The 25,377-nt window shown below is 57.2% G+C and carries 16 protein-coding genes; 10 read left to right on the forward strand and 6 right to left on the reverse strand.

All coding sequences use genetic code 11. The annotated features are described in order from the left end of the window. Nucleotides 1–182: 182 nt before the first annotated feature. The 4 genes from arcB to AC2FAJ_RS14210 all read right to left on the reverse strand — a co-directional run bounded on the left by arcB (nt 183) and on the right by AC2FAJ_RS14210 (nt 4,958). A complete protein-coding gene (arcB, locus tag AC2FAJ_RS14195) occupies nt 183–2,516 on the reverse strand; it encodes an aerobic respiration two-component sensor histidine kinase ArcB (RefSeq protein ID WP_028014574.1) in 2,334 nt (777 codons plus the stop codon). A 136-nt stretch (nt 2,517–2,652) separates the two neighbouring features. Next, nucleotides 2,653–3,735: an LPS export ABC transporter permease LptG gene (gene lptG / locus AC2FAJ_RS14200; protein WP_028014575.1), complete on the reverse strand. Its 1,083-nt coding sequence runs from the start codon at nt 3,733–3,735 to the stop codon at nt 2,653–2,655. Next, nucleotides 3,735–4,835, reverse strand: coding sequence for an LPS export ABC transporter permease LptF (gene lptF / locus AC2FAJ_RS14205; protein ID WP_048999210.1), 1,101 nt, complete (start codon nt 4,833–4,835; stop codon nt 3,735–3,737). The genes lptG and lptF overlap by 1 nt, the downstream gene beginning before the upstream one ends. A 63-nt stretch (nt 4,836–4,898) precedes the next feature. Continuing rightward, nucleotides 4,899–4,958, reverse strand: a complete 60-nt coding sequence (locus AC2FAJ_RS14210; protein WP_213743486.1) for a hypothetical protein — start codon at nt 4,956–4,958, stop codon at nt 4,899–4,901. A 143-nt stretch (nt 4,959–5,101) separates the two neighbouring features. Between AC2FAJ_RS14210 and pepA the strand changes: the two genes are divergently transcribed. The 5 genes from pepA (at nt 5,102) to ahr (ending at nt 11,759) form a co-directional block, all read left to right on the forward strand. Then, nucleotides 5,102–6,613 carry a leucyl aminopeptidase gene (gene pepA / locus AC2FAJ_RS14215; RefSeq protein WP_028014577.1) on the forward strand — a complete coding sequence of 504 codons (1,512 nt, stop codon included), beginning with the start codon at nt 5,102–5,104 and terminating at the stop codon, nt 6,611–6,613. A gap of 117 nt (nt 6,614–6,730) precedes the next feature. After that, the gene (gene holC / locus AC2FAJ_RS14220) at nt 6,731–7,174 is read left to right on the forward strand and encodes a DNA polymerase III subunit chi (RefSeq protein ID WP_003861884.1); all 444 of its coding nucleotides are present in this window, start codon (nt 6,731–6,733) and stop codon (nt 7,172–7,174) included. Then, nucleotides 7,174–10,029 (forward strand): valine--tRNA ligase, encoded by a 2,856-nt coding sequence (locus tag AC2FAJ_RS14225; protein WP_041907862.1) that lies wholly within the window; start codon nt 7,174–7,176, stop codon nt 10,027–10,029. Before holC ends, AC2FAJ_RS14225 begins: the two co-directional genes overlap by 1 nt. Before the next feature lie 123 nt (nt 10,030–10,152). Next, nucleotides 10,153–10,656, forward strand: coding sequence for a GNAT family N-acetyltransferase (locus tag AC2FAJ_RS14230; protein WP_028014579.1), 504 nt, complete (start codon nt 10,153–10,155; stop codon nt 10,654–10,656). Nucleotides 10,657–10,739: 83 nt separating this feature from the next. After that, nucleotides 10,740–11,759 carry an NADPH-dependent aldehyde reductase Ahr gene (gene ahr / locus AC2FAJ_RS14235; RefSeq protein WP_060572038.1) on the forward strand — a complete coding sequence of 340 codons (1,020 nt, stop codon included), beginning with the start codon at nt 10,740–10,742 and terminating at the stop codon, nt 11,757–11,759. A 46-nt stretch (nt 11,760–11,805) separates the two neighbouring features. On the opposite strand, the gene AC2FAJ_RS14240 is transcribed toward ahr, so the two are convergent. Then, nucleotides 11,806–13,443 carry a glycerone kinase gene (locus AC2FAJ_RS14240; RefSeq protein WP_485454251.1) on the reverse strand — a complete coding sequence of 546 codons (1,638 nt, stop codon included), beginning with the start codon at nt 13,441–13,443 and terminating at the stop codon, nt 11,806–11,808. Between the two features lie 137 nt (nt 13,444–13,580). On the opposite strand from AC2FAJ_RS14240, the gene AC2FAJ_RS14245 reads away from it, so the two are divergent. Then, nucleotides 13,581–15,083, forward strand: a complete 1,503-nt coding sequence (locus AC2FAJ_RS14245) for a helicase HerA-like C-terminal domain-containing protein (RefSeq protein ID WP_041907858.1) — start codon at nt 13,581–13,583, stop codon at nt 15,081–15,083. Here the strand turns inward: AC2FAJ_RS14245 and mnmL are convergent. Beyond that, entirely contained in the window at nt 15,063–16,004 is a 942-nt protein-coding gene (mnmL, locus tag AC2FAJ_RS14250) for a tRNA modification radical SAM protein MnmL/YtqA (RefSeq protein WP_102863688.1), read from the reverse strand. The two genes, AC2FAJ_RS14245 and mnmL, sit on opposite strands and share 21 nt — an antisense overlap. Before the next feature lie 687 nt (nt 16,005–16,691). Between mnmL and gltB the strand changes: the two genes are divergently transcribed. The 4 genes from gltB (at nt 16,692) to AC2FAJ_RS14270 (ending at nt 25,289) form a co-directional block, all read left to right on the forward strand. Further along, nucleotides 16,692–21,152 carry a glutamate synthase large subunit gene (gene gltB, locus AC2FAJ_RS14255; RefSeq protein ID WP_047367043.1) on the forward strand — a complete coding sequence of 1,487 codons (4,461 nt, stop codon included), beginning with the start codon at nt 16,692–16,694 and terminating at the stop codon, nt 21,150–21,152. Nucleotides 21,153–21,161: 9 nt separating this feature from the next. After that, nucleotides 21,162–22,580 carry a glutamate synthase subunit GltD gene (gene gltD, locus AC2FAJ_RS14260; RefSeq protein ID WP_041907852.1) on the forward strand — a complete coding sequence of 473 codons (1,419 nt, stop codon included), beginning with the start codon at nt 21,162–21,164 and terminating at the stop codon, nt 22,578–22,580. Between the two features lie 188 nt (nt 22,581–22,768). Beyond that, on the forward strand, nt 22,769–24,019 hold the full coding sequence (codB, locus tag AC2FAJ_RS14265; protein ID WP_485454252.1) for a cytosine permease: 1,251 nt from the start codon (nt 22,769–22,771) through the stop codon (nt 24,017–24,019). After that, a complete protein-coding gene (locus tag AC2FAJ_RS14270; RefSeq protein WP_324660648.1) occupies nt 24,009–25,289 on the forward strand; it encodes a cytosine deaminase in 1,281 nt (426 codons plus the stop codon). The genes codB and AC2FAJ_RS14270 overlap by 11 nt, the downstream gene beginning before the upstream one ends. Nucleotides 25,290–25,377: the final 88 nt, after the last annotated feature.

Raw genomic sequence — 25,377 nt, forward strand, 5'->3', positions numbered from 1 at the left:
AAAACGCTATGCTTCACACATTTCACTGATTCATGTAACAAACCATTTAAGATTTGCTATCTTATCTGCGTGCGGCCTAAATTTTTACGGCGGCGCCCATTAGAAAATTACTTTAAAAAACAGGCGCAGCCACGATTTCCCTGGTGTTGGCGCAGTATTCGCGCACCCCGGTCTAGCCGGGGTCATTTTTTTCTGGCATCCACCCAGGCTTTAAGCACCGCAACATCGTTCTGCCACTCTTGTTTCATCTCTTCAACCCAATCACCAACGTTATCTTCCCAGGCTGGTAAATCAGGCGACTGAATCTGTTGACCCAGCTGCTGCAGATGGCGTAACCCGACCGAGCCGGCTGCGCCTTTGATTTTATGCCCTTCTTCCACGATGCCCTTCTGGTCACGCGCCGTCAGGTTTGACTCCAGCACGCTCAGATAACCCGGCATCATTTTTTCAAACACCGCCAGGCCGTCGGTAATCAGTTTCGGGCCGACCAGATCGATATACTGCTCCAGCATCGCGGTATCGAGTATCGTTTGGGCTTTTGCGCTATCAACAGACGTCATGGTGCTCTCCTCTTCATCGTGGGTATCCCAGAACTTCTTGATCATGGCGGTCAGAGCAGGCACCGCCAGAGGCTTGCTGAGTACATCGTCCATACCGGCGTCGAGATACTCTTTTTTATCTTTCAGCACGTTCGCCGTCAGCGCCACCAGCGGCGGCAGTTCATCAGCCGCGTACTGACGCGTCAGTTCACGCGAGATATCCAGCCCGGTCATATCCGGCAACTGGATATCCAGCAGAACGAGGTCATATTCACCCGGTGTAAACATCTCCAGCGCGGCTTTACCGGTCATCGCGACATCCACGCTGTTGCCCAGTTTTTCCAGCACCGAGCGCGCTACAATCACGTTAAGCTCAATATCCTCAACAAGCAGGACGTGCAGCGCAGGCAGCGGCATATCGTCGTTTTCAAAGGTATCCTCTACCTCTTCCGCCACCGCCGGCGCATGCACCGTCAGCGTGAAGGTTGACCCTTTGCCCGCCTGGCTGGCAACGGTGATGTCACCACCCATGCTCTTCGCCAGCCGCTTAGACACCGCCAGGCCGATTCCGGTACCAGTGGCCGGTTTTCCACCGTTGCTGTCCTTCACCTGGTAGTACATCGCGAAAATCTTGTCCTGCTCCTCCTGCGGAATACCAATCCCGGAGTCCTCCACCTCGAAGTGCAGCATGTCCCCGTCGTCATAGCGAATACGCACCGCCACCTGCCCCTTCTGGGTAAATTTCACCGCGTTGCTGATGAGGTTCCACAGGATCTGACGCAGCCGCGTGCCGTCGGTAATCACTTTATGCGGCAGCGGCAGGGTGGGCTCCATGACAAAATTCAGCCCCTTCTGCTGGGCCTGCAGACCAGACAAGTTTTCCAGATCGGCAAGGAAGCTGGTGAAATCAACCGGCTGGTTATCAAGCTGAACCTTTCGGCGCTCCATCTTATCCATGTCAATAATATCGTTGAAGATATTACCCAGCGTGACCGCCGAGACGTGAATCGTTTTGAGGTATTTTTCCTGCTCCGCGGTCAGGTCGGTATCCAGCAGAATGCGGCTCAGCCCCACAATGCCGTTAAGCGGCGTACGAAGCTCATGGCTGATGGTGGAGATGAAGGTGGTCTTGTCGCGGCTGGCGCGCTCCAGCGCATCCTGATAGCGCTTACGCTCGGTAATATCACGGCCGAAGCCCATCAGGCCGTGGCGCTTCCCGACGCGGTCATAGTACGGCACCTTACGGATCTCAAAGCAGGCTTTGCGCCCGTCCGGGTAATCCAGCCACTGTTCGTAGGTCAGCGAGACGTTATGGCGGAACACTTTTTCGTCCGTCTCCATGACCTTGGCGGCCGCCTCTTCGGAGTAAACGTCCTGCGGCTTGAGGTGAATCAGCTGCTTCTCGCTTTTCCCGGTCAGGAGCTCCATCGCCCGGTTACAGCCGGAAAACTCTTTATCTTCGTTACGGTAGAATACCAGATCCGGCGAAGCGTCCAGGAACGAACGCAGGAAGGAGGATTGCTGCTCAAGCTGGATCTGCGTCACCTCGCGCTCTTTCATTTCGATTTTCAGCTGTTCCAGCGTGGCCTGACGCTCTGCCTCCGCCTTCTCACGATCTGAAATTTCCTGATTCAACTGAGCAATGTTGTCTTTAAGCTGAACGTTGAGCTTCAGGTCGCGCTCGCGCATCTCCTCCAGCTTATCGACCAGTTTTGATAAGCGCTGACGGGACTCCTCCAGCTGTTCGACCACCACGGAAAGGAAATAAACCGCCCAGGGGGTAATGAGCAGGCCGAAGAAGATAGAGCGGATAACGTCGATACTCTCGACCTGACCATGCAGAACCATCGTAACGGCCATCTGCACGACAATCGCCAGAACGACCAGCGCCAGCGCCAGCAGCATGGAGAAACGCACCAGCCCAAGCTTCATCATCAGGTCGACGTAGTACTGGGCTAGCATTCGAATTTGCTTCATAGAGGATCCCTTCACGACTTTATCGCTCAATAATACTCAAATTCGAGGCGGGACGTTGAAGGTTGTGAGAAAAAGTGCGGGGTGAAACAGGAGATTAGGCCTCGCCTCCGGTTCACCGGAAGCGAGGAGAGGTCAATCAGGAGCGTTTCAACAGCAGCCAGAGGCTGATCAGGAAGAAGCTGGCGCTCGGCAGCAGCGCACCGATAATCGGCGGGATGCCATAAACCAGCGTCAGCGGACCGAAGATCTGATCGAGTACATAGAAGACAAAGCCGAAGCTAATACCGGTCACGACGCGCACGCCCATCGGCACGCTACGCAGCGGGCCGAAGATAAACGACAGCGCCATCAGCATCATCACCGCCACGGACATCGGCTGGAAGATTTTGCTCCACATGTTGAGCTGATAGCGTCCGGCATCCTGCCCGCTCGACTTCAGGTACTTCACATAGTTGTGCAAGCCGCTGATAGAGAGCGCGTCAGGATCCAGCGCAACAACCCCGAGCTTATCCGGCGTGAGGTTGGTCTTCCAGGTGCCGGTCACCGTCTGTGACCCGGTAATCTGTTTTGGATCGGTCAGGTCAGATTCATCAACCTGCGACAAACGCCACTGCTTATGTTCAGCGTCAAACTTCGCGGAAGAGGCGTGTCGGACAGACTCCAGACGGCGCTGGTCGTTGAACGCGTAGATGCTCACCCCGCCCAGTTCATCATTACCCTTTACCCGTTCGATGTAGACGAAGTTTTTCCCGTCTTTCGCCCATAAACCTTGCTGAGTCGAGAGCAGTGAACCACCGTACATTGCCTGAGCACGATAGTTACGCGCCATCTGCTCGCCCTGCGGTGCCACCCACTCGCCAATCGCCATGGTCAACAGCACCAGCGGGATTGCGGTTTTCATTACCGACAGCGCAACCTGCATACGGGTAAAGCCTGAGGCCTGCATCACCACCAGCTCGCTGCGCTGAGCCAGCATCCCCAGCCCCAGCAGCGCGCCCAGCAGAGCCGCCATCGGGAAGAAGATCTGCACATCTTTTGGCACGCTGAGCAGGGTGTACATCCCCGCCCCCATCGCGTCATAGCTGCCCTGCCCGGCTTTTTTCAGCTGATCGACAAATTTGATAATGCCGGAGAGCGACACCAGCATGAACAACGTCATCATGATGGTGGTGAAAATGGTTTTACCGATATAGCGATCAAGAACGCCAAACGCCTGCATTAGATGGCTCCTTTACGCGAGAATCGGGCACGTATGCGGCGCACAGGCACCGTATCCCACAGGTTTAATCCCAGCGCCAGTAAGATGTACAGGCTGTTAACGAACCACGTCCAGACCATCGGATCCAGCTTACCCTTCGCGCCGTTAGAGCGAATCGAGGTTTGCAGCAGGAAGTAGATCAGGTAAAGCAGCATCGCTGGCAGCATAGAGAGCACGCGGCCCTGGCGCGGGTTCACCACGCTCAGCGGCACGACAATCAGTGCCATCATAAACACGGTGAATACGAGCGTAATACGCCAGTGGAACTCAGCCCGCGCTCTGTCGGTATCGGTATTCCACAGCGTGCGCATATCCATTTGCTCGGTATCCGTCGGATCGAGCGCCACCGCCTGATGACCAATAATGGCCTGATAGTTCTGGAAATCCGTAATACGGAAGTCACGCAGCATCGCGGTGCCTTCGAAACGGGTGCCTTTATTCAGCGTGACGACCTGAGAACCGTCTTTGCGCTGAGAAAGCTGGCCAGAATCGGCAACCACCACGGACGGACGCGCGTTACCTTTAGGACGCAGCTGCGCCAGAAATACATCGTTGAATTTACTGCCGTCAACGCTCTCAATAAACAGCACGGAGTTTCCGTCAGTCGCCTGCTGGAACTGCCCCTGCGCGAGCGCCGCCAAGCCGGGGTTTGCTTTCGCCTCGGCCAGCACTTCGTCCTGATGACGGGAAGACATAGGGCCCGCCCACATCACATTCACCGCCGCAACAATGCCCGTGAACAGCGCCAGTATCATCGCCGCTTTCACCAGTACGGCTTTACTCAGGCCGCAGGCATGCATCACCGTAATTTCACTCTCGGTGTACAGCTTACCGAGGGTCATCAGCAGGCCGAGGAATAGACTCAGCGGTAGAATAAGCTGCGCCATTTCCGGGATCCCCAGCCCAAGCAGGGAAAGCACCAGATTCGTTGGAATTTCGCCGTCAACGGCCGCACCGAGGATCTTAACCAGCTTCTGACAGAAAAAAATCAGCAGCAGGATGAAGAGGATCGCCAGTTGGCTTTTGAGCGTCTCCCGCACCAGATATCTTATGATTATCACTTTAAATACGCCCGTAAAAACCCGTCTCTTTGCTGGAAAATCGCTTGTTTCATGGCTTAAACGTCATTTATTCTCTTGAGTCGTCGAAATCGTCGCTAAGATTAAAACATCCGGCGGATTCACGCTTCAGGACTTTTTCTGACGTGTCGAAACCGTAGTAACGTAAGATTAACACGAAGTCACCACAACAGCGGACATGAGTTACGAAAGGTTTCAATTCTATCCGTAGCAGCCGCCGTTGTCTTTAAGATTCAGGAGCGTAGTGCATGGAGTTCAGTGTAAAAAGCGGTAGCCCGGAGAAACAGCGGAGTGCCTGCATCGTTGTGGGCGTCTTTGAACCGCGCCGACTCTCCCCGATCGCCGAGCAACTCGATAAAATCAGTGACGGCTATATCAGCGCCCTGCTGCGCCGTGGCGAACTGGAAGGCAAACCTGGGCAGACGCTGTTACTGCACCATGTTCCGAACGTCCTGTCAGAGCGTATTCTGCTGATTGGCTGCGGCAAAGAGCGCGAGCTGGATGAACGTCAGTATAAGCAGGTTATTCAGAAAACCATTAATACGCTGAATGACACCGGTTCAATGGAAGCCGTCTGCTTCCTGACCGAGCTGCACGTCAAAGGCCGTAACACCTACTGGAAAGTGCGTCAGGCCGTCGAAACGGCAAAAGAGAGCCTTTACAGCTTCGATCAGCTTAAGACCAACAAAAGCGAGCCGCGTCGCCCGCTGCGCAAAATGGTCTTTAACGTGCCAACCCGTCGCGAACTGACCAGCGGCGAGCGCGCCATCCAGCATGGTCTGGCGATTGCCGCCGGTATTAAAGCGGCAAAAGATCTCGGCAACATGCCGCCAAACATCTGTAACGCCGCCTACCTCGCCTCTCAGGCGCGCCAGCTGGCTGACTCCTACAGCAAAAACGTCATCACCCGCGTCATCGGCGAACAGCAGATGAAAGAGCTGGGGATGCACTCTTATCTGGCGGTGGGTAACGGCTCGCAGAACGAATCCCTGATGTCGGTCATCGAATACAAAGGCAATCCGTCTGAAGACGCGCGTCCGATCGTGCTCGTCGGTAAAGGGCTGACCTTTGACTCCGGCGGTATCTCCATCAAGCCTTCAGAAGGCATGGACGAGATGAAGTACGACATGTGCGGCGCGGCGGCGGTTTACGGCGTCATGCGCATGGTTGCGGAGCTTCAGCTGCCCATCAACGTAATCGGCGTGCTGGCAGGCTGCGAAAACATGCCTGGCGGTCGCGCGTATCGTCCGGGAGACGTCCTGACCACCATGTCCGGCCAGACCGTTGAAGTGCTGAATACCGACGCCGAAGGCCGTCTGGTACTCTGTGACGTGTTGACCTACGTTGAGCGCTTCGAGCCAGAAGCGGTTATCGACGTGGCCACCCTGACCGGTGCCTGCGTGATTGCCCTGGGCCATCACATCACCGGCCTGATGTCGAACCACAACCCGCTGGCGCACGAGCTTATCGGCGCGTCCGAGCAGGCCGGTGACCGCGCATGGCGTCTGCCGCTGGGTGACGAGTATCAGGAACAGCTGGAGTCTAACTTTGCGGACATGGCTAACATTGGTGGTCGTCCTGGCGGGGCTATCACCGCAGGCTGCTTCCTGGCGCGCTTTACCCGCAAGTACAACTGGGCGCACCTGGATATCGCGGGGACCGCATGGCGCTCCGGTAAAGCCAAAGGCGCTACCGGACGTCCGGTGGCCCTGCTGTCGCAGTTCCTGCTTAATCGTGCGGGTTTTAACGGCGACGAGTGATGTAATGTGCCGGGTGGCGGCTTCGCCTTACCCGGCCTACACGCCACTCAACCGTAGGCCGGGTAAGCGAAGCGCCACCCGGCTTTGCATTTAAATCCACGACAAGAAGCCCCATATATGAAGAATGCAACGTTCTACCTTCTGGACAACGACACCCATCAGGATGGCCTCAGCGCCGTTGAACAGCTGGTGTGTGAAATTGCCGCAGAACGTTGGCGCGCAGGTAAACGCGTACTGATTGCCTGTGAAGATGAGCAGCAGGCGATTCGCCTGGATGAAGCGCTATGGGCGCGCCCGCCGGAAAGTTTTGTTCCGCATAACCTGTCGGGCGAAGGTCCACGCGGCGGGGCACCGGTCGAAATTGCCTGGCCGCAAAAGCGCAACAGCAGCGCGCGCGATATTCTCATTAGCCTGCGGACAGACTTTGCAGATTTTGCCACCGCTTTCACAGAAGTGGTAGACTTTGTCCCTTACGAAGAATCCTTGAAACAACTGGCGCGCGAACGCTATAAAGCGTACCGCCTGGCCGGTTTTAACCTGAATACGGCAACCTGGAAATAATGGAAAAGACATATAACCCACGCGATATCGAACAGCCGCTTTACGAGCACTGGGAACAGCAGGGCTATTTCAAGCCTAACGGCGACGAAAGCAAAGAGTCCTTCTGCATCATGATCCCGCCGCCGAACGTCACCGGCAGTTTGCATATGGGGCATGCTTTCCAGCAGACCATCATGGACACCATGATCCGCTACCAGCGCATGCAGGGCAAAAACACCCTGTGGCAGGCGGGGACTGACCACGCGGGTATCGCGACCCAAATGGTGGTTGAGCGTAAAATTGCCGCTGAAGAAGGTAAAACTCGTCACGACTACGGTCGCGATGCGTTCATCGACAAAATCTGGCAGTGGAAGGCAGAATCCGGCGGCACCATTACCCGTCAGATGCGCCGTCTCGGCAACTCCGTGGACTGGGAGCGCGAGCGCTTCACCATGGACGCAGGCCTGTCCAACGCCGTAAAAGAAGTGTTCGTCCGTCTGTACAAAGAAGACCTGATTTACCGCGGCAAACGCCTGGTAAACTGGGACCCGAAACTGCGCACCGCAATTTCTGACCTGGAAGTGGAAAACCGCGAGTCCAAAGGCTCCATGTGGCACATCCGCTATCCGCTGGCCGATGGCGCAAAAACCGCAGACGGTAAAGATTACCTGGTGGTGGCGACCACCCGTCCGGAAACCCTGCTGGGCGATACCGGCGTGGCCGTTAACCCGGAAGATCCGCGCTATAAAGATCTGATCGGCAAATTTGTGGTGCTGCCGCTGGTGAACCGCCGCATTCCGATTGTGGGCGACGAACACGCCGACATGGAAAAAGGCACCGGCTGCGTGAAAATCACCCCGGCGCACGACTTCAACGACTATGAAGTGGGTCGTCGTCACGCCCTGCCAATGATCAACATTCTGACCTTCGACGGCGATATCCGCGAAAGCGCAGAGGTGTACGACACCAAAGGCAACGAATCCGACGTTTACTCCAGCGAGATCCCGGCTGAGTTCCAGAAGCTGGAGCGCTTTGCCGCACGTAAAGCCATCGTAGCCGCCGTTGATGCCCTCGGCCTGCTGGAAGAGATTAAGCCTCACGATCTGACCGTGCCGTACGGCGACCGTGGCGGCGTGGTTATTGAGCCAATGCTGACCGACCAGTGGTACGTCCGTGCCGACGTGCTGGCGAAACCGGCTGTGGAAGCGGTTGAGAACGGCAGCATTCAGTTCGTGCCGAAGCAGTACGAAAACATGTACTTCTCCTGGATGCGCGACATTCAGGACTGGTGTATCTCCCGTCAGCTGTGGTGGGGTCACCGCATCCCGGCATGGTACGACAACGAAGGCAACGTCTACGTTGGCCGTAGCGAAGACGAAGTGCGCCAGGAAAATAACCTGAGCGCTGACGTGGCCCTGCGCCAGGATGAAGACGTTCTGGATACCTGGTTCTCCTCCGCGCTGTGGACCTTCTCTACCCTCGGCTGGCCGGAAAACACCGACGCGCTGCGTCAGTTCCACCCTACCAGCGTAATGGTGTCCGGCTTCGACATCATCTTCTTCTGGATTGCCCGCATGATCATGATGACCATGCACTTCATCAAAGATGAAGACGGCAAGCCGCAGGTTCCGTTCCATACCGTCTACATGACCGGCCTTATCCGCGACGACGAGGGGCAGAAGATGTCCAAGTCCAAGGGCAACGTGATTGACCCGCTGGACATGGTTGACGGGATCTCCCTGGAAGACCTGCTGGAAAAACGTACCGGCAACATGATGCAGCCGCAGCTGGCTGAGAAAATCCGCAAGCGTACCGAGAAGCAGTTCCCGAACGGGATCGAATCTCACGGTACCGACGCCCTGCGCTTCACCCTGGCGGCGCTGGCCTCTACCGGCCGCGACATCAACTGGGACATGAAGCGTCTGGAAGGTTACCGTAACTTCTGTAACAAGCTGTGGAACGCCAGCCGCTTCGTGCTGATGAACACCGAAGATCAGGATTGCGGCTTCAACGGCGGCGAGATGACCCTGTCTCTGGCGGACCGCTGGATCCTGGCGGAATTTAACCAGACGGTGAAAGCCTTCCGCGAGGCGCTGGACAGCTACCGCTTTGATATCGCGGCGGGCATTCTGTATGAATTCACCTGGAACCAGTTCTGTGACTGGTATCTGGAGCTGGCGAAGCCGGTCATGAACGGCGGTTCTGAAGCGGAGCTGCGCGGCACGCGCAACACGCTGATTACCGTCCTGGAAGGACTGCTGCGCCTGGCGCATCCGGTTATTCCATTCATCACCGAGACCATCTGGCAGCGCGTGAAGGTCATTGCGGGCATCAACGCCGATACCATCATGCTGCAACCGTTCCCGGAATTCGATGCGGCTAAGGTTGATGAAGCCGCGTCTGCGGATACCGAGTGGCTGAAGCAGGCGATCGTTGCGGTACGTAACATCCGTGCCGAAATGAACATCGCCCCGGGTAAACCACTGGAGCTGCTGCTGCGCGGCTGCAGCGACGCTGCCGTTCGTCGCGTCACCGAGAACAACACCTTCCTGAAAACCATGGCGCGTCTGGAAAGCATCACCGTGCTGCCTGCCGATGACAAAGGTCCGGTTTCCGTGACTAAAATCATCGACGGTGCGGAGCTGCTGATCCCGATGGCGGGCCTGGTCGACAAAGACGCAGAGCTGGCGCGTCTGGCGAAAGAAGTGGCGAAAGTCGACGTGGAAATTGGCAAAATCGAAAGCAAGCTGGCGAACGAAGGCTTTGTTGCCCGCGCGCCGGAAGCGGTCATTGCCAAAGAGCGTGAGCGTCTGGTTGCCTTCGCCGATGCGAAGACCAAACTGATCGAGCAGCAGGCCGTTATCGCGGCCCTGTAATGCTTTTACCCCTTACGCTTCAGGGCGTAAGGGGTAACCTTCCTGAAAACTCCTCGCTTGCACTCCCTTTTCTGCAGTGCTATTAACAGCAACTGTGTGTCAATTTTTGTAATGAGTAATGCTATGAGCGTGATTACCCCCGTCGCGACGACGATGCGTCGGATCACTGAGCAGGACAATCCGGCTATCGCCGCCGTTATCCGCACCGTTTCTGCAGAGTTTGGGCTGACGGCGGATAAAGGTTACACCGTTGCCGACCCGAATCTTGACGAACTGTTTAAGCTGTACAGCCAGCCGGGCCACGCCTACTGGGTCATTGAGCAGGACGGCCAGGTTGTGGGCGGCGGCGGTGTTGCACCGCTGAGCTGCAGCGAGCCGGATATCTGTGAGCTGCAGAAAATGTATTTCCTGCCGTCGGTTCGTGGACAGGGTCTGGCGAAGAAGCTGGCGCTGGTCGCCCTGGAGCACGCGCGCAATCAGGGTTTTAAACGCTGCTACCTCGAAACCACCGCCTTCCTCAAAGAGGCCATCGGCCTGTATGAACATCTGGGCTTTGAGCATATCGATGCGCCGCTGGGCTGCACGGGCCACGTCGACTGCGAAGTCAGAATGCTGAAAAGTCTGTAAGTTTCGTTCCTGCCCCCTTCTGTTAAGCGGCTGTAAACTGAATGCTCTACACTCTCAGTTCACACCACAACGGGGGAAACACGATGTCGAAGATAAAAAGCTACGCCGCACCGCAGGCGGGTGCAGAACTTGAGCTGTACGAGTACGATGCGGGCGAACTAAAAGCAGAAGACGTCGAAGTACAGGTTGATTACTGCGGGGTCTGCCACTCAGATCTCTCGATGATCGACAACGAATGGGGCTTCTCCAGCTATCCGCTGGTTGCCGGGCACGAAGTGATTGGCCGCGTCGTCGCGCTCGGCAGCGCCGCGCAGGACAAAGGGCTGAAGGTTGGCCAGCGCGTGGGCATTGGCTGGACAGCACGCAGCTGCGGCCACTGCGACGCCTGTATCAGCGGCAACCAGATCAACTGCCTTGAAGGCGCAGTGCCCACCATCCTGAACAAGGGCGGTTTCGCCGATAAGCTGCGCGCCGACTGGCAATGGGTCATCCCGCTGCCGGACAGCATTGATATTGAATCTGCTGGTCCACTGCTGTGCGGCGGGATCACCGTCTTTAAACCGCTGCTGATGCACCACGTCACCGCCACCAGCCGCGTGGGCGTGATCGGTATCGGCGGTCTGGGCCACATCGCCATCAAGCTGCTGCATGCGATGGGCTGTGAAGTGACGGCGTTTAGCTCGAACCCGGCGAAGGAGAAAGAAGTGCTGGCAATGGGCGCGGACAAAGTCGTGAATAGCCGCGATCCGGACGCGCTGAACGCGCTGGCTGGGCAGTTTGACCTGATCATCAACACCGTGAACGTCGATCTCAACTGGCAGCCGTACTTTGAAGCGCTGGCCTACGGCGGTAACTTCCACACCGTGGGTGCGGTGATGAAGCCGCTGCCGGTTCCGGCCTTTACCCTGATCGGCGGGGATCGCAGCGTGTCAGGCTCCGCGACCGGTACGCCATACGAGCTGCGCAAGCTGATGAAGTTAGCCGGCCGCACCAAAGTGACACCGACCACCGAGCTGTATCCAATGTCGAAAATTAACGAAGCCATCCAGCACGTGCGCGACGGCAAAGCCCGTTATCGCGTGGTGTTGAAAGCGGATTTCTGATGTGAGTTTGCCGGGTGGCGGCTTCGCCTGACCCGGCCTACTTTTGCTACTGCGCCAATGTATTAAACACTTCCGCCACCGCGACCGCCCCCGGGTCCATTACCCCATCCAGATTCTCTTTATTCACATACGATGAGCGCCCTGCTCCGGCTTTCGCCATTTTCGCCGTTGCCTCCGCTCCCTGCTGCGCAGCCTGCGCTGCCGCCTGAAGATCTTTTTTCTTCAAGGCTTCCAGCGCCGGTTGCAGCGCATCGATCAGCGTACGATCGCCGAGATCTGCCCCGCCATACTGCTTCATCTGCGCCAGTCCGCTCAGCAATGCTTCAGGTAGCGGCTGTCCATCGTGAAGCTTTTGCCCCGCCGCCGTGAAGAAGATCGACATGAGTACACCGCTCGATCCGCCCATCACCGTGGCCAGTCGTTCCCCCACCAGCAACAGCAGCTTAGGCACGTCATTCAGCGGGAGAGTGTTTTCTTCCAGGCGCTGCGCAATATCCCGTGCACCTTGCGCAAACGTAGAGCCGGTATCGCCATCGCCCACTTTGGCATCCAGCGCATTCAGGCGGTTTTCAAGCTGTATGAGCGTCTTCGTCACCTGTGAAACAGACTCCTTCACCTGCGGATTGTCGGACGCGTCATATTCCACGCTATCGTGAATAGCGCTTTGCGGAACGGTACGCAGAGGGGCAAACGCCACAGGCTTCTGCCAGCCCAGCGTCTCGACCTCGGCGTGAATCGCCTTTTCAAAGTAATCGTTGAGCTTTAGCAGCGTCAGAGAAAAGCCCTTCATATCCAGCGCGCTCACCAGCGGCGCAGGGCCAATCAGGTACGCAATATTCTCTTTCAGCGCTGAATGTGCCAGCTCTTTGGTGAGCAGAGCCATCTCCAGCGCGGACACGCCGCCGAGGTTGTTGATCAGCACCGCGAAACGTCCCTCGCCCGCCTGCGCTTTGAGCGGCGACACCAGCGTGTCGATAATCGCTTTACTGTTTTGCGTATCAACCACCGAGGCACCCGGCTCCCCGTGGATCCCCAGCCCCAGCTCGACATGGTCCTGTTTGATGCGCCCCTCTTCATCGTCGCTGCCCGGCAGGTTGCAGGTTTGCATCGCAACGCCCAGGCTCCAGAGGTTATCGCAGGCCTGCTGCGCAATATCCCGCACCTCGCTCAGCGATTTTCCTTGCTCCGCTGCATAGCCCGCAATCTTGTGCACCAGCGCCGTGCCGGCAATGCCGCGCGGCTGCTTGTTGTCGGGCAGCGCGATATCGTCCGCCACAATCACCATCTCGACCTTCAGGCCGTAGCGTTTGGCCTTTTCTGCCGCCAGGCCAAAGTTAAGCCGGTCACCGGTATAGTTTTTGACGATCAGCAGGCAGCCGCGATCGCCCGTCACCGCCACAATAGCGTTCAGCACCGCATCCACGCTCGGGGAGGCGAACAGATCGCCACACACTGCCGCCGTCAGCATGCCTTTACCGACAAATCCGGCGTGCGCCGGTTCGTGCCCGGAGCCACCGCCGGAGATCACCGCCACGCGGCTTTTATCCCAGTCGCCGCGGGCGACAACCCTGATAGCTGGATCGATATCAAGTTTGACGAGATTCGCATGTGGCGCAGAAAGCAGTATGCCTTCAATGGCGTCATTGACCAGCTGTTTGCGATCGTTAAAGAAGAATCTGGACATTGTTTTCCACTATTTTATGAACCGTATGCAAAAGCATAGTCCGCGCTGGACAATGCGCCGCAAAGTCAGCAATTTACTCAACCATTTTGCCGTCAGGTTGCCTATACTCCACCCAGGACTAAGAGAGGAAGCGCATCATGAGTACACCATTGTTAATTGCCCGGACGCTGGAAAAAGAGCTGTATCTACTGCCCGCGATGGCGAACCGCCACGGTCTGATTACCGGCGCCACCGGCACAGGGAAAACAGTCACTCTCCAGAAGCTGGCGGAGTCACTTTCAGAGATTGGCGTGCCGGTCTTTATGGCTGACGTGAAGGGCGATTTAACCGGTGTGGCTCAGGAGGGTACAGCGTCAGAAAAACTGCTCGAGCGTCTGAAAAATATCGGTATCACGGACTGGACGCCACACGGCAACCCGGTGGTGGTCTGGGACATCTTCGGTGAGAAAGGCCACCCGGTACGCGCCACCGTTTCCGATCTCGGCCCGCTGCTGCTGGCCCGCCTGCTCAACCTCAACGACGTGCAGTCCGGGGTGCTGAATATTATCTTCCGTATCGCCGACGATCAGGGGTTGCTGCTGCTTGATTTCAAAGATCTGCGCGCCATCACCCAGTATATCGGCGATAACGCCAAATCTTTCCAGAACCAGTACGGCAATATCAGCAGCGCCTCTGTCGGTGCCATTCAGCGTGGGCTACTGACGCTGGAGCAGCAGGGCGCCGAACACTTCTTCGGCGAGCCGATGCTGGATATTAAAGACTGGATGCGCACCGACAGCAGCGGCAAAGGCATCATCAACATTCTGAGTTCAGAGAAGCTCTACCAGATGCCAAAGCTTTACGCCGCCAGCCTGCTGTGGATGCTCTCCGAACTGTACGAGCAGTTACCGGAAGCGGGCGATCTGGAAAAACCCAAACTGGTCTTCTTCTTTGACGAAGCACACCTGCTGTTTAACGACGCGCCGCAGGTGCTGCTGGATAAAATTGAACAGGTTATCCGCCTGATCCGCTCCAAAGGGGTCGGCGTCTGGTTTGTGTCGCAAAACCCGTCGGATATTCCTGACAATGTGCTGGGCCAGCTTGGTAACCGCGTGCAGCACGCCCTGCGCGCCTTTACGCCGAAGGATCAGAAAGCGGTGAAAGCCGCCGCGCAAACCATGCGTGCCAATCCGGCCTTTGATACCGAAGCCGCGATTCAGGCGCTGGGCACCGGTGAAGCGCTGATCTCGTTCCTGGATGCTAAGGGCAGCCCGTCCGTGGTGGAACGCGCAATGGTGATCGCGCCCTGCTCGCGCATGGGGCCGGTTACCGACGATGAACGTAACAGCCTGATTAATCACTCCCCGGTGTACGGCAAGTATGAAGACGAGGTGGATCGGGAGTCGGCGTTCGAGATGCTGCAAAAAGGGGTACAGGCAACCACCGAATCGCAGGATGCTCCACCCGCTAAGGGCCAGTCAGTCGCAGTGGATGACGGCATTCTCGGCGGGCTAAAAGACATTTTGTTTGGCACAACCGGACCGCGCGGCGGCAAGCGCGACGGCGTGGTACAGACTATGGCGAAAAGCGCCGCGCGGCAGGTCACCAATCAGATTGTGCGCGGCATGCTGGGGAGTCTGCTAGGCGGCCGCCGTCGATAGGCGGGGAACCCACGGGCGGCCCAGCGCCGAACCCTGTACGCCGTTTTCCTGAAGATAGCGGTCGATTTCCACCATCCCCGTCCACCGGTTCTCGCACCAGAGCGGTGCCAGAAGCGTTGGACGGCGGGCGCTGGCGGAGATGCGGTGGTAGACAATCTCCGGCGGCGTGTGGCGAATCATCTCTCCCGCCGTCACCGTATAGTCGTCGAGCTCGATACTGCTTAACCGCCCGGCTTCCCAGGCTTTCGCCATTATGCTTCCCTTCACGATATGCAGCGGGTGCAGCTTAATGCCGTCTACGCCGGTTTCCACGACTTTTTCCAGCGTCTCCAGGCCATGCTGCTGCCCTTCTCCGGGCAAGCCGACAATCAAATGCGAACAGACTTTCAGGCCACGCTCGCGGGCGAGACGCGTGGTGCGCTGGTAGCAGGCGAAATCATGCCCGCGATTGATACGGTGCAGGGTTTTATCGTGCGCGGTCTGCAGGCCCAGCTCCAGCCAGATCTCATAGCCCTTCTCTCTGTACTCGCTAAGTAAATCCAGCACCGCCTCCGGTACGCAGTCCGGGCGCGTACCCACGCACAGCCCGACAATGTTCGCCTGAGCAACCGCCTGCTGGTACATGGAACGCAGCACCTGCACCTCCGCCCACGTGCTGGTGTAGGCCTGGAAATAGGCCAGATACTGCTTCGCGCGGTTCACCAGGCTGGCCTGATGGGCGAGCTGTTCTGCGATGGATTTATGCTGCTGGGCTTCGTCAGCAAACGACGCAACGTTACAGAAGGTGCAGCCGCCGCGCCCGATGGTGCCGTCGCGATTCGGGCAGCTAAAGCCGCCGTGCAGCGTCAGCTTATGCACCTTTTGACCGTACCGCTGCAAAAGATCCCCACCAAACATATTGACTAATTTCTGTAACTGCATAATCTGATAGACCGTCCCGAAGAAAGGGGACAAGCCTGCCATTTTTAGCCTCTGTCGGCGATGACCTGGATCAATCGCCCTGGACGGCCTTTATCCATTTGAATAAATAGTCAAGATTACCGAGATTTCATTCACCCGCCACGTAATTACTTTTCCTTATGTTCTGATGGTTTTTTTCATTTATAGCGCCAGGACTGAAAAACAGTGATTTTATGCGGGTTCGAACACTGCACCAGATTATTATTCTGCCATAAATCCGCATTTCAGCACGCTGCATCAATAATACCGCTTTCATATAGTGAGTCAGATCACACTCCCCTACACCTTCCTGGCGCTTTCAGTGGTTGTAAAATTAGTCAAATAACCAATAAAAACAAAATGATAATTACGCTTTAGCACATTTTTGTATAAATAAGATTGCCATTTGACCTGTGTACCAATTCCCGATAAGTTGGAAATCCGCTGGAAGCTTTCTGGATGAGCGGCCTGCTCATCATATTTATGCAGTAATTGAGATTCCCTCTGAAGCAAGTCCTCAAACTTGTTTACCTGCGCGAAAGGATGAAAAAGAGGGCGAATGCGAGGTCCGCGTATGAAACGCTAACCCCGTCGCCATGCTCTTTCTGCGCCTGTGCGCCACGGTAAAGTTCAGTGGGAAGCCCGACGAGCCTGGGGAGGTTCACTGATATGTTGTACGATAAATCCCTTGAGAAGGATAACTGTGGTTTCGGCCTGATCGCCCACATAGAAGGCGAACCTAGCCACAAGGTAGTGCGTACCGCTATTCACGCACTGGCCCGTATGCAGCACCGTGGCGCCATCCTGGCCGATGGTAAAACCGGCGACGGTTGCGGCCTGCTGCTGCAAAAACCGGATCGTTTCTTCCGCATCGTGGCGGAAGAGCGCGGCTGGCGTTTAGCCAAAAACTACGCTGTCGGCATGCTGTTCCTGAATCAGGATCCTGAAAAGGCTGCCGCCTCACGCCGCATCGTTGAAGAAGAACTTCAGCGCGAAACCCTGTCGATTGTCGGCTGGCGCGATGTGCCAACCAACGAAGGGGTGCTCGGTGAAATCGCCCTCTCCTCGCTGCCTCGTATTGAACAGATTTTCGTTAATGCGCCTGCGGGCTGGCGTCCGCGTGATATGGAACGCCGTCTGTTTATCGCCCGCCGTCGCATTGAAAAACGTCTCCAGGACGATAAAGAGTTCTACGTCTGTAGCCTCTCCAACCTGGTGAACATCTATAAAGGTCTGTGTATGCCGGCTGACCTGCCGCGCTTCTACCTGGACCTGGCGGACCTGCGTCTGGAATCGGCCATTTGCCTGTTCCACCAGCGCTTCTCCACCAATACCGTTCCACGCTGGCCGCTGGCTCAGCCGTTCCGCTACCTGGCGCACAACGGCGAGATCAACACCATCACCGGTAACCGCCAGTGGGCCCGCGCCCGTACCTATAAGTTCCAGACGCCGCTGATCCCTGACCTGCACGATGCCGCGCCGTTCGTGAACGAAACCGGCTCTGACTCCAGCTCAATGGATAACATGCTGGAACTGCTGCTGGCAGGCGGAATGGACATCGTGCGCGCCATGCGTCTGCTTGTGCCACCGGCCTGGCAGAACAACCCGGATATGGACCCCGAGCTGCGCGCGTTCTTCGACTTTAACTCCATGCACATGGAGCCGTGGGACGGTCCGGCAGGTATCGTGATGTCCGACGGTCGCTTCGCTGCGTGTAACCTGGACCGTAACGGTCTGCGTCCGGCGCGCTACGTCATCACCAAAGATAAACTCATCACCTGCGCCTCTGAAGTGGGGATCTGGGATTACCAGCCTGACGAAGTGGTCGAGAAAGGCCGCGTCGGTCCGGGCGAGCTGATGGTGATCGATACCCGCGGCGGCCGTATTCTGCACTCTGCGGAAACCGATAACGATCTGAAAAGCCGCCATCCGTATAAAGAGTGGATGGCGAAAAACGTCCGTCGCCTGGTACCCTTCGAAGATCTGTCTGACGACGAAGTGGGCAGCCGCGAGATGGACGACGATACCCTCGCAAGCTTCCAGAAGCAGTTTAACTACAGCGCGGAAGAGCTGGACTCGGTTATTCGCGTGCTCGGCGAAAACGGCCAGGAAGCGGTCGGCTCGATGGGTGACGATACCCCGTTCGCCGTGCTCTCCAGCCAGCCACGCATTATTTACGACTATTTCCGTCAGCAGTTTGCGCAGGTGACCAACCCGCCAATCGATCCGCTGCGTGAAGCCCACGTGATGTCGCTGGCCACCAGCATCGGTCGCGAGATGAACGTCTTCTGCGAAGCCGAAGGCCAGGCGCACCGTCTGACCTTTAAATCGCCGATCCTGCTGTACTCTGATTTTAAACAGCTCACCACCATGACCGAGGAGCACTACCGCGCCGACACGCTCGATATCACCTTCGACGTGACCGAAACGAGCCTCGAAGAGACGGTGAATGCGCTGTGCGACAAAGCCGAGCAGATGGTGCGTAACGGCACCGTTCTGCTGGTGCTGTCTGACCGTAACATTGCGAAAAACCGTCTGCCGGTGCCTGCGCCAATGGCGGTGGGGGCTATCCAGACGCGTCTGGTCGACAAGAGCCTGCGCTGCGATGCCAACATCATTGTGGAAACCGCCAGCGCCCGCGATCCGCACCACTTTGCCGTGCTGTTAGGCTTTGGTGCGACGGCGATCTACCCGTACCTGGCCTACGAAACGCTGGCCCGCCTGGTAGACACCCGCGCCATCGACAAAGATTACCGCACGGTGATGCTGAACTACCGTAACGGCATCAACAAAGGCCTGTACAAGATCATGTCCAAAATGGGCATCTCGACCATTGCCTCTTACCGCTGCTCGAAGCTGTTTGAAGCGGTCGGCCTGCACGACGACGTCGCCAACCTCTGCTTCCAGGGCGTGGTCAGCCGTATCGGCGGGGCAGGTTTTGCTGACTTCCAGCAGGATCTGGTGAACCTGTCGAAGCGCGCCTGGCTGGCACGTAAGCCGCTGGAACAGGGCGGCCTGCTGAAATACGTTCACGGCGGCGAATATCACGCCTACAACCCGGACGTGGTGCGCACGCTGCAACAGGCGGTACAGAGCGGCGAGTACAGCGATTATCAGCAGTATGCCGAGCTGGTGAACAACCGTCCGGCAGCGACGCTGCGCGACCTTATTGCCCTCAATCCGGGCGATGAAGCGGTCAGCGTTGACGAAGTTGAGCCTGCATCCGAATTGTTCAAACGCTTCGATACCGCGGCGATGTCCATCGGCGCGCTGAGCCCGGAAGCGCACGAAGCGCTGGCGGAAGCCATGAACAGCATCGGCGGCAACTCCAACTCCGGCGAGGGCGGTGAAGATCCGGCCCGTTACGGCACCAACAAAGTGTCGCGCATCAAGCAGGTGGCGTCCGGCCGCTTTGGCGTAACCCCTGCCTACCTGGTTAACGCCGATGTGATCCAGATTAAGGTCGCTCAGGGTGCAAAACCGGGCGAAGGCGGTCAGCTGCCGGGTGATAAAGTCACCCCGTACATCGCCAAACTGCGCTACTCGGTGCCGGGCGTGACGCTGATTTCCCCGCCGCCGCACCACGATATCTACTCTATCGAGGATCTGGCGCAGCTCATTTTCGACCTGAAGCAGGTCAACCCGAAAGCGATGATTTCCGTGAAGCTGGTTTCCGAGCCGGGCGTCGGCACCATCGCCACCGGCGTGGCGAAAGCCTATGCGGATCTGATCACCATTGCCGGCTACGACGGCGGTACCGGCGCAAGCCCGCTCTCCTCCGTGAAATACGCGGGCTGCCCGTGGGAGCTTGGTCTGGTGGAAACCCAGCAGGCGCTGGTGGCTAACGGCCTGCGTCACAAGATCCGTTTGCAGGTAGACGGAGGTCTGAAAACCGGCCTCGACATCATCAAAGCGGCGATTCTGGGTGCGGAAAGCTTCGGCTTCGGTACCGGCCCGATGGTTGCGCTCGGCTGTAAATACCTGCGTATTTGCCACCTGAACAACTGCGCAACCGGCGTTGCAACCCAGGACGAGAAGCTGCGTAAGAATCACTATCACGGCCTGCCGTTCAAAGTGACCAACTACTTTGACTTCATCGCCCGTGAAACCCGCGAGCTGATGGCGCAGCTGGGCGTGAAGCGTCTGGTGGATCTGATTGGCCGTACCGACCTGCTGAAAGAGCTGGAAGGCTTCACCGCCAAGCAGCAGAAGCTGGAGCTGTCTAAGCTGCTGGAAACGGCTGAGCCGCATCCTGGCAAAGCGGTTTACTGCACCGAGAACAACCCGCCGTTCGACAACGGCGTGCTGAACGCGCAGCTGCTGCAACAGGCGAAGCCGTACGTGGACGAGAAGCAGAGCAAAACGTTCTGGTTTGATATCCGCAACACCGACCGTTCTGTCGGCGCGTCCCTCTCCGGCTACATCGCGCAAACGCACGGTGACCAGGGGCTGGCGTCGGATCCGATTACCGCGCACTTCAGCGGTACCGCGGGCCAGAGCTTCGGCGTGTGGAATGCCGGCGGCGTTGAGTTATACCTGACCGGCGATGCCAACGACTACGTCGGCAAAGGCATGGCGGGCGGTCTGCTGGCGGTGCGTCCTCCGGTCGGTTCAGCCTTCCGCAGTCATGAAGCCAGCATCATCGGCAACACCTGTCTGTACGGTGCGACCGGCGGTCGTCTGTTTGCCGCGGGCCGTGCGGGCGAGCGTTTTGCGGTGCGTAACTCCGGTGCCATCACCGTGGTGGAAGGCATCGGCGATAACGGCTGCGAATACATGACGGGCGGAATTGTGTGCGTCCTGGGTAAAACCGGCGTGAACTTTGGCGCCGGCATGACGGGCGGTTTTGCCTACGTGCTGGATGAAGACGGTGAGTTCCGCAAGCGCGTGAACCCGGAACTGGTGGAAGTGCTGGACGTTGATTCGCTGGCCATTCATGAAGAACATCTGCGCGGTTTGATTACCGAACACGTGCAGCATACCGGTTCTTCGCGCGGCGAAGAGATCCTGGCGAACTGGCCGGCGTTCTCTGCGAAATTCGCCCTGGTTAAGCCGAAGTCCAGCGATGTTAAAGCCCTGTTGGGTCACCGTAGTCGTAGCGCAGCAGAGCTGCGCGTGCAGGCGCAGTAAGGAATTCAGATGAGCCAGAACGTATACCAGTTTATCGACCTGCAGCGTGTTGATCCGCCAAAGAAACCGCTGAAGATCCGTAAAATTGAATTTGTTGAAATCTACGAGCCGTTTTCAGAAGGCCAGGCCAAAGCACAGGCAGACCGCTGCCTGTCCTGCGGTAACCCTTACTGCGAATGGAAATGTCCGGTCCATAACTACATTCCGAACTGGCTGAAGCTGGCCAACGAAGGGCGTATTTTTGAAGCCGCCGAGCTGTCTCACCAGACCAATACCCTGCCGGAAGTGTGCGGTCGCGTGTGTCCTCAGGATCGCCTGTGCGAAGGCTCCTGTACGCTGAACGACGAGTTTGGTGCGGTGACCATCGGCAACATCGAACGCTATATCAACGATAAAGCGTTCGAGATGGGCTGGCGTCCGGATATGACCGGCGTGAAGCAAACCGACAAGCGCGTGGCAATCGTCGGCGCGGGTCCGGCAGGCCTCGCCTGTGCCGACGTGCTGACACGCAACGGCGTGAAGGCGGTGGTTTTTGACCGTCACCCGGAAATCGGCGGTCTGCTGACCTTCGGTATCCCGGCCTTCAAGCTGGAAAAAGAGGTGATGACCCGCCGCCGTGAAATCTTCACCGGCATGGGCATTGAGTTCAAACTCAACACCGAAGTGGGCCGCGACGTGCAGCTCGACGATCTGCTGAAGGATTACGACGCCGTGTTCCTGGGCGTGGGTACCTATCAGTCCATGCGCGGTGGTCTGGAAAACGAAGACGCGCCGGGCGTTTACGACGCGCTGCCGTTCCTGATTGCTAACACCAAACAGCTGATGGGCTACGGAGAAACTGCCGACGAGCCGTTTGTCAGCATGGAAGGTAAACGCGTTGTCGTGCTGGGCGGCGGTGATACCGCGATGGACTGCGTGCGTACGTCCATTCGTCAGAACGCGGCGCACGTCATCTGTGCTTACCGTCGTGACGAAGAGAACATGCCCGGCTCTAAGCGCGAAGTAAAAAACGCGCGTGAAGAGGGCGTGGAGTTCCAGTTCAACATCCAGCCTCTGGGCATTGAAGTGAACGCCAACGGTAAGGTAAGCGGCGTGAAGATGGCGCGCACGGAGATGGGTGCGCCGGATGCAAAAGGCCGTCGTCGCGCGGAGATCGTGGCAGGCTCTGAGCACGTGATCCCGGCCGACGCCGTGGTGATGGCGTTTGGTTTCCGCCCTCACAGCATGGAGTGGCTGGCGAAGCACAGCGTAGAGCTGGACTCACAGGGCCGCGTGATTGCGCCGGAAGGCAGCGACAACGCCTTCCAGACCAGCAACCCGAAAATCTTCGCCGGTGGTGATATCGTTCGCGGTTCCGACCTGGTGGTTACCGCGATTGCCGAAGGACGTAAAGCGGCTGACGGGATCATGAACTTCCTGGAAGTGTAAGCCCCTCTGACTTCCCGGCAGAAGCATAAAGCGGAACGCCGGGGAGCCTGTTTTCAGTAACCTCCCCTTCTGTTAACGATACCCATTTCCCCACAAATGCAGTGTAAACCCCGGACGTAAACGTTTGCATTGATAAAAAAAATGGATATTATGCGGCGGATTTTTTGGCCAAAATTCAAGGAGGCGTTGTGTCGCAAGATAACAATTATAGCCAGGGCCCCGTCCCTCTGGCGGCGCGGAAAGGCGTGGTTCCACTCACTTTTGTGATGTTAGGGTTAACGTTTTTTTCCGCCAGTATGTGGACCGGAGGCACGCTCGGTACCGGTCTTTCCTATACTGATTTCTTCCTCGCAGTTCTCTTCGGCAATCTCCTCCTCGGTATTTACACTGCTTTTCTTGGCTACATTGGCGCAAAAACCGGCCTCTCAACCCATCTTCTTGCGCGTTACTCGTTCGGTATAAAAGGTTCCTGGCTTCCCTCCATGCTTTTAGGCGGTACGCAGGTAGGATGGTTTGGCGTCGGCGTAGCGATGTTTGCCATCCCGGTGAGTAAAGCCACGGGCATCGACGTGAACGTCCTGATTGCGGTTTCCGGCCTGTTGATGACGTTGACCATTTTTTTTGGCATCTCAGCACTGACGATTTTATCCATCATCGCCGTACCCGCTATCGTCATCCTGGGTAGCTACTCCGTCTGGCTGGCGGTGGACGGCGTGGGAGGGTTGGACCACCTCAAATCCATTGTGCCGCAGACGCCGCTCAACTTTTCCAGCGCGCTGGCGCTGGTTGTAGGTTCGTTTATCAGCGCAGGCACGCTGACCGCCGACTTCGTCCGCTTTGGCCGCAATGCTAAAGGTGCCGTTCTGGTGGCGATGGTGGCATTTTTCCTTGGCAACTCGCTGATGTTTATCTTCGGTGCGGCAGGCGCTGCCGCCGTAGGACAGGCCGATATTTCTGACGTGATGATCGCCCAGGGACTGTTGGTGCCGGCGATTGTCGTTCTCGGCCTGAATATCTGGACCACCAATGACAACGCGCTGTACGCCTCTGGTCTGGGTTTCGCCAATATTACTGGCCTTTCCAGCCGTACGCTGTCGGTGGTGAATGGCATTATCGGTACGCTGTGCGCGCTGTGGCTATACAACAACTTCGTTGGCTGGCTGACCTTTCTGTCGGCAGCGATTCCGCCGATTGGCGGGGTGATTATCGCCGACTACCTGATTAATCGCCGCCGCTATGCCAGCTTCGCCCCCGCAAATTTTGTGTCTGTTAACTGGATTGCCATTTTCTCGGTCGCCCTGGGCGTTGCTGCCGGGCATTATATTCCGGGAATTGTCCCCGTTAACGCAGTATTGGGTGGCGTCTTCAGCTATTTGGTGTTAAACCCATTCGCCAGACGCACCCTTGTCAATCCTTCGGAGGCTTCCCATGCAGAATAATTCCCTCACTATCCGTCAGGCCCGTTTGCAGGGGCAGGAGGGTTTATGGCAGATCACGATTGAGGACGGACGCTTCAGCCGTATCGATCCTCAGGAAACCGCCTCTGCGCCAGTCGGTCAGGTGTTGGACGCCGAATGCGGGCTGGTTATCCCTCCTTTCATCGAACCGCATATCCATCTGGATACAACGCAAACGGCGGGTGAACCGAACTGGAACCAGTCAGGCACCCTTTTCGAGGGAATCGAGCGCTGGGCCGAACGTAAGGCGATGCTCACCCACGAAGACGTTAAAGCTCGCGCGATGCAAACCCTGAAGTGGCAGATCGCCAACGGCATTCAGTACGTACGTACACATGTTGACGTCTCGGACCCCACGCTTACGGCACTGAAAGCCATGCTGGAGGTGAAGCAGGAAGTCGCCCCGTGGGTCGATATGCAAATTGTGGCATTCCCGCAGGAAGGCATTCTTTCTTATCCGAACGGTGAAGCACTGCTTGAGGAAGCCGTGCGTTTAGGGGCGGATGTCATCGGCGCAATTCCGCACTTTGAATTTACGCGTGAATATGGCGTGGAGTCGCTGCATAAAACGTTTTCCCTGGCCAGAAAGTACGACCGCCTGATCGATGTCCACTGTGACGAAATTGATGATGAACAATCGCGCTTCGTTGAAACCGTTGCCGCCCTGGCACATCGTGACGGAATGGGTTCGCGCGTGACCGCCAGCCATACCACGGCGATGCACTCCTATAATGGCGCGTATACGTCCCGGCTGTTCCGCCTGTTAAAAATGTCAGACATTAACTTCGTGGCAAACCCGCTGGTTAACACGCATTTGCAGGGCCGTTTCGATACCTATCCCAAACGCCGCGGCATTACACGCGTCAAAGAAATGCTGGAAGCGGAGATCAACGTCTGCTTCGGTCATGACGACGTTTTCGATCCGTGGTATCCGCTGGGAACCGCGAATATGCTTCAGGTTCTTCATATGGGACTGCACGTTTGCCAACTGATGGGGTACGGGCAGATAAACGATGGGCTTAACCTGATCACTACCCACAGCGCGAAAACGCTTAATTTGCAGGACTATGGTGTGCGCGTTGGGAATTCAGCAAACCTGGTGATCCTCCCGGCAGAGAATGGGTTTGATGCCGTTCGTCGCCAGACGCCGGCACGATACTCTGTTCGCCACGGCAAGGTGATTGCCGAGACGGTGCCCAGCCAGACAACCTTGCACCTGACGCAGCCGGAAGCGGTGACGTTTAAGCGCTAATTCTGGGTTGGAAACCGCGTGGCAAACGTCATCGCGTACATAAAGATATCCTCACGGCGGAGCTAACGCCCTGCCGCTTTTTCCAGCG

The organism is Enterobacter cloacae complex sp. 385G4, from assembly GCF_057320665.1.